The sequence below is a fragment of the Cupriavidus gilardii genome (assembly GCF_017598945.1).
GTDB classification, from domain to species: domain Bacteria; phylum Pseudomonadota; class Gammaproteobacteria; order Burkholderiales; family Burkholderiaceae; genus Cupriavidus; species Cupriavidus gilardii_E.
Genome location: NZ_JAGFTW010000048.1, coordinates 1 through 6,169 on the forward strand (window position 1 = coordinate 1; position 6,169 = coordinate 6,169).

2 protein-coding genes are annotated in these 6,169 nt (G+C 65.8%); both read left to right on the plus strand.

The window, feature by feature from the left end:
• Positions 1 to 1,070, plus strand: a 1,070-nt coding sequence (locus J5T34_RS18280) for an AMP-binding protein (RefSeq protein WP_208581524.1), incomplete at its 5' end; no start/stop codon positions are given.
• A gap of 4 nt (positions 1,071 to 1,074) precedes the next feature.
• Positions 1,075 to 6,169, plus strand: a 5,095-nt coding sequence (locus J5T34_RS18285; protein WP_208581526.1) for a non-ribosomal peptide synthetase, incomplete at its 3' end; no start/stop codon positions are given.

Consider the following 6,169-nt stretch of genomic DNA (forward strand, 5'->3'; position numbering starts at 1 on the left):
CCGAGGCGGCCACCGAGCCGGTGCCGCTGCGCCTGCTGTCGTTCGGCGGCGAAGCGATGTCGCGCGAGGCGTTCGCCCGTATCAAGCAGAGGTTCCGTGCCGGCACGCTGATCAACGGCTATGGCCCCACCGAGGCCGTCGTCACTCCGCTGGCCTGGGTCGGGCAGCACGACACCGATTGCCCTAGCGCCTACGTGCCGATCGGCAGGCCGGTTGGCGACCGCACCGCCTACGTGCTGGACGCCGACCTCAATCCGGTGCCGGTCGGGGTCATTGGCGAGCTCTATCTCGGCGGCCTCGGCCTGGCGCGCGGCTATGTCGGCCGACCGGGTCTCACTGCCGAGCGCTTCGTGCCCGATCCGTTCGCCACCGCCGCCCGCATGTACCGCACCGGCGATCTGGTGCGGCGCTGTCGCGACGGCAGCATCGAATACGTCGGCCGGCTGGACCATCAGGTCAAGATTCGCGGCTATCGGATCGAACTGGGCGAGATCGAAGCACGCCTGCGCGCGCATGCTGCGGTACGCGAGGCGGTGGTCGTGGCCCTTGACGGTCCGGGCGGAAAGCAGCTGGTGGCTTATGCCGTACCGGTTGAAGACCGGCCCGGCATCGGCGCAATGCTGAAAGCCCATCTCGAAGGCTGCCTGCCACCCTATATGGTGCCGGCGCAGATCGTCCTGCTGGCCCAGTTGCCCGTCACCGCCAACGGCAAGCTGGACCGTCGCGCGCTTCCCGAGCCGGTGTGGGAAACCCGCGTCTACGTGGCGCCGCGCAATGACACCGAGGTGCTGCTGGCGACGATCTGGCGAGAGGTACTGGGCCTCGATCAAGTCGGCATCCACGACGACTTCTTCGAACTCGGTGGCCACTCCCTGCTATTGACACAACTGGTTTCCCGCCTTCATCGCGAGCTCGGCAACACGCTGACGCTGCGGCAGGCCATGTCGCTGCCCACGATTGCGGAACTCGCCGACCACATCGCACGGCAACAGGCGACCGATCCCACGGTGAATGTCGCCAGCCAATTGCAGACCATCGACGACCTGATCGCCGATCTCGAGACTTCCTAATTCCATGAACGATCAGCAAGCGAGCCGGGAACTGATCCGGCGTTTTGTCGGACTTCCGTCGGAGAAGCGGAACATCCTGCTCGAACGTCTGGCCGAGCAAGGCATTTCGCTGTCGGTGCTTCCGATTACGCCGGACTGGCGGCCGGCCACCACCGATCTGCCACTGTCGCCGGCACAGCAGCGCATGTGGTTCCTGTGGAAGCTCGAACCGAATGGCAGTGCCTACCATCTGGCCGGCATGCTGCGTCTGCGCGGTACAGTCGACGATGCCGCCTTGCAGCGTACCTTCGACGCTCTGGTGGCACGGCATGAAAGTCTGCAGACCACGTTCCATCAACAGGGCGAGCAGGCGGTGCAGCGCATCCATCCGCCCTCTACCCTGCCGATCGCCGTCAGCGATCTTCGCAACATCGAGCCATCGCAACGCGACGCCGAGGTCCGACTGCTGATCGACACCGAGGCTGAGACGCCGTTCGACCTCGAACAGGGACCGCTGCTGCGCGTGCGCCTGCTGCGGCTGGCCGACGACGACCACATCCTGCTCGTCACCATGCACCATATCGTCTCCGACGGCTGGTCCATGAACGTGGTCATCGACGAGTTCGCTCGGCTCTATGCGGGCTTCGTCACCGGTCAGCCCGTGCAATTGCCGCCGCTGCCGATTCAGTACGCCGACTATGCCGCCTGGCAGAAGCAATGGCTCGAAGCCGGCGAACTGGAACGGCAGCTGCGCTACTGGAAATCGCATCTCGCCGACGATGGCACTGTCGTGCTGGAACTTCCCACCGACCGGCCTCGCCCCGCGGTGCCGAGTCATCGCGGCGGCGCCGTCTCGTTCTCGCTCGATGCCGCGCTGTCGGCCAAGCTGAGGGCGTTGGCGCGTCGGACCGACACCACGCTCTTCACCGTGCTGCTTGCCGCCTTCCAGGTGCTGCTCTACCGCTACACCGGCCAGCGTGACGTGCGTATTGGCGTGCCAGTGGCCAACCGTAGCCGCGTCGAAACCGAGGGCGTGGTCGGCTTCTTCGTCAACACACAGGTACTGCGCACCGAGATCGACGGCAGCATGGCATTCGACGCAGTGCTGGCTCGCGCCCGGGAGTCCGTGCTGCAAGCCCAGGCACATCAAGAACTGCCATTCGAGCAACTGGTCGAGGCGCTACAGCCGGAACGCGATCTGTCGCACAACCCGCTGTTCCAGGTCATGCTGAACCATCAGCGGCGCGATCTGCGCGCGCTGGATCGCCTGCCGGGACTGGTGCTGGAGAAGGTCGAGCGTACCGCCAATGCAGCGAAGGTGGATCTTGCGCTCGACACCCATGAAGACGAGCAAGGAACCCTCGGCGGCGTGTTCGGTTATGCCGCTGACCTGTTCGAGCACGACACGGTCGAACGTTTGCAGCGGCATTTCGTTGGCGTGCTGAAGCAAATCGCCGATCGACCTGAAATTCGTGTCGGCGAACTGGACCTTCTCGATATCGACGAGCAACGTCGATTGCGGGATTGGAATACGCCGGACAGCCGGTTCTCCACGGCTGTGCCAGTCCACGTTGCCATCGCGCGCCAGGCGGCACAGCGCCCTGACGTCATTGCAGTACGCTGCGGCGAGCAAGCGCTGACCTACGGTCAGCTGGATGCCGCGGCTAACCGTCTGGCTTATGCCTTGCTTGCAGCCGGTGCAGGGCCCGAGGCCGTGGTCGGTGTCGTACTCGATCGCAGCCCGGACCTGATCGTGCGGTTACTGGCCACGCTCAAGACTGGGGCGGCTTACCTGCCGTTGGACCCGGAACTGCCGCCTGCGCGCATCGAGGCATTGCTGCGGGACGCCAATGTCCGCCTGCTGGTCACGTCGCGTGCGCTGTTCGGCAAGGTGTCGGTTGACCTGCCGATGGTCATCGCCGAAGACATTGGCGAACCGGCACCGGTTCGCCTGCCACAAGTCGATCCCCATCAGCTGGCGTACGTCATTTACACCTCGGGATCGACTGGTACACCAAAGGGCGTCGCCGTCGAACACGGCCCCTTGGCGATGCACTGCCACGCCACCGTCGAGCAGTACGGCATGGGTCCGGACGATCGTGAGCTGCACTTCCTGTCGTTCAACTTCGACGGTGCCCACGAACGCTGGCTGGTGCCGCTGATTGCCGGCGCCCAACTGGTGCTGCGCGACGACACCCTGTGGAGCGCCGAGCAAACGCTTGAAGTCATTGCACGCGAAGGCGTCACCAATGCCGGCTTCCCGCCCGCCTATTTGCAACGGCTTGCCGAGGCGGCCACCGAGCCGGTGCCGCTGCGCCTGCTGTCCTTCGGCGGCGAAGCGATGTCGCGCGAAGCCTTTGCCCGCATCAAGCAGAAGTTCCGTGCCGGCACGCTGATCAACGGCTATGGCCCGACCGAAGCCGTCGTCACCCCGCTGGCCTGGGTCGGGCAGCACGACACCGATTGTCCGAGCCCGTACGTGCCGATCGGCAGGCCGGTTGGCGACCGCACCGCCTACGTTCTCGACGCGGACCTGAATCCGGTGCCGGTCGGGGTCACTGGCGAGCTCTATATCGGCGGCCTCGGCCTGGCGCGCGGCTACGTCGGCCGGCCGACGCCGACCGCCGAACGCTTCGTGCCCGATCCTTTCGCCTCAGGCGCCCGCATGTACCGCACCGGCGATCTGGTCCGGCGCTGTCGCGACGGCAACATCGAATACATCGGTCGACTGGACCATCAGGTCAAGATTCGCGGCTACCGGATCGAGCTTGGCGAGATTGAAGCACGCCTGCGTGCCCATGCGTCGGTCCGCGAGGCCGTTGTCCTGGCGCACGACGGCCAAGGGGGCAAACAACTGGTGGCCTACGTGGTGGCCCGCGAGCACGCATCGGAGGGTCCCGCCGAGCTTCGCGCCTATCTCGAAGGCTGCCTGCCCACGTATATGGTGCCGGCGCACATCATTGCGCTCGATCGGCTACCGGTCACGGCGAACGGGAAGCTGGACCGCCGGGCGCTGCCCGAGCCAGTGTCGAAGGTCAACGGCTATCTCGCGCCACGCAACGACATCGAAACCCTGCTCGCCCAGGTCTGGCAACAGATTCTCGGTGTCGAGCGCGTCGGCATCACCGACAACTTCTTTGAACTGGGCGGCGACTCCATCCTGTCGATCCAGGCGATCAGCCGGGCTCGTCGCGTGGGGCTCCGATTCACGCCCAAGGACCTGTTCCTGCATCAGACCATCCAGGCGCTGGCTCAGGTCGCCACGCGGGACGAGGGGAATCACGCCGTCGAGGACAAACCGACGGGCGAGGTGCCGCTGCTGCCGATCCAGCAGGCGTTCTTCGAGACGCCGATTCCGCAGCGCCACCATTGGAACCAGTCGGTGCTGCTGCGCCCACGCGCTCCACTCGACCACGAGGCACTACGGCAGGCGCTGCACGCAGTGGTCCATCACCACGACGCCCTGCGGCTTCGGTACTGGCAGACCGACGGTCAATGGCGCCAGCACTACGCCGACGCGGTCATCGACGACATGCTGTGGCAAGCGGACGTCGCAGACCCGGACGCCATCGGCGAACACTGCAACCGCGCGCAACAAAGCCTGGACCTGCAGCATGGCCCGCTGCTCCGTGCGCTGCATCTTCGTTTGTCGGACGGCGGCGAGCGGCTGCTGCTCGTTGCCCACCACCTGGTGATCGATGGCGTCTCCTGGCGCATCCTGCTGGAAGACCTGCAGCAGGCGTACCGCCTGGCGCAGCAGGACCGAACTGTCGCTCTCCCGCCCAAGACCGCGTCGTACAAGGCCTGGTCCCAGGCGCTGGTCCAGCACGCGAACTCCGACGCGCTGATCCAGCAGGCCGACTACTGGCGCGCCCGGCAGGGTCCGGAAATGCCTTGCGATCAGGCCGTCGATCACGACCGCATCGCAGACGCCGCGGCGCTGAACCTGCGCCTGTCGCCGGCCCAAACTCAACGACTGCTCAAGCAGGCGCCCGCCGCCTACCGGACGCAGATCAACGACCTGCTGCTCAGCGCGCTGGCGCGAGCCGTCGGTCAATGGGCCGGTGTCGATCGCGCCGCCATCTTCCTGGAAGGTCACGGCCGTGACGCGTTGTTCGAGCATCCGGATGTCGGCCGCACGGTCGGCTGGTTCACCAGCCTGTTCCCGGTCCTCCTGCCGGTGCACGACGACACCGGCAGCAGCATCAAGGCGGTCAAGGAGACATTGCGCGCCATCCCGGATCACGGCATCGGCTACGGCTTGCTGCGTCATCTGGGGCCGCAGCCGATCCGTGAAGCGCTCGCGGCTCTGCGCCCCCCTCGCATTACGTTCAACTATCTGGGGCAGCTTGACGCCAACATCGACGAAGCAGCGCTGTTCGATCGTGCCGAGGAATCTCCGGGCCAGCCGTTTGCCCCGGAGGCACCGCTTGGCAACTGGATCACCATCAACGGTCAGGTAACCGGCGGCGCGCTGTCGCTCGACATCAGCTTCAGTACGGCCCGCTATCGCCGCGAGACCATTGCCGCGCTCGTAGAAACCTACCGGCAGGCGCTGGAGGCGACCATCGAGCACTGCATCAGCGTGCCACCCGGGGCGCTGACGCCGTCAGACGTGCCACTGGCCGGCTTGGCTCAAGCTCAACTCGATCGCCTCGACGGTGGGCAGATCGAGGACCTGTATCCGCTCACGCCGATGCAGCACGGCATGCTGTTCCACTCCCTCTATGCACCGGAGGCCGGGCTTTACGTCAACCAGCTGGCCATCACGCTCGATGGCCTCGACGCCGAGCGCTTCCGCTCGGCCTGGGACGAAGCGGTGGCGCGGCACGAGATTCTGCGTACCGGCTTTATCTGGATCGACGGCCAGGCCATGCAGGCCGTCTATCGTCAGGTGCCTTCTCCCGTTCGTATCGACGAGGCCCTCAACTGGTCCGAAACCGAACTCGATGAGGTCGCGCTTGCGGAACGGCAACGGGCCTTCACATTGGATACCGCTCCGCTGATGCGCGTACGCCTGCTGCGCCTGGACAGCGAACGCTACCGCATGATCTGGACCAGCCACCATCTGCTGCTCGATGGCTGGAGCACCGCCCGCCTGATCGGCGAGGTGCTGCAGC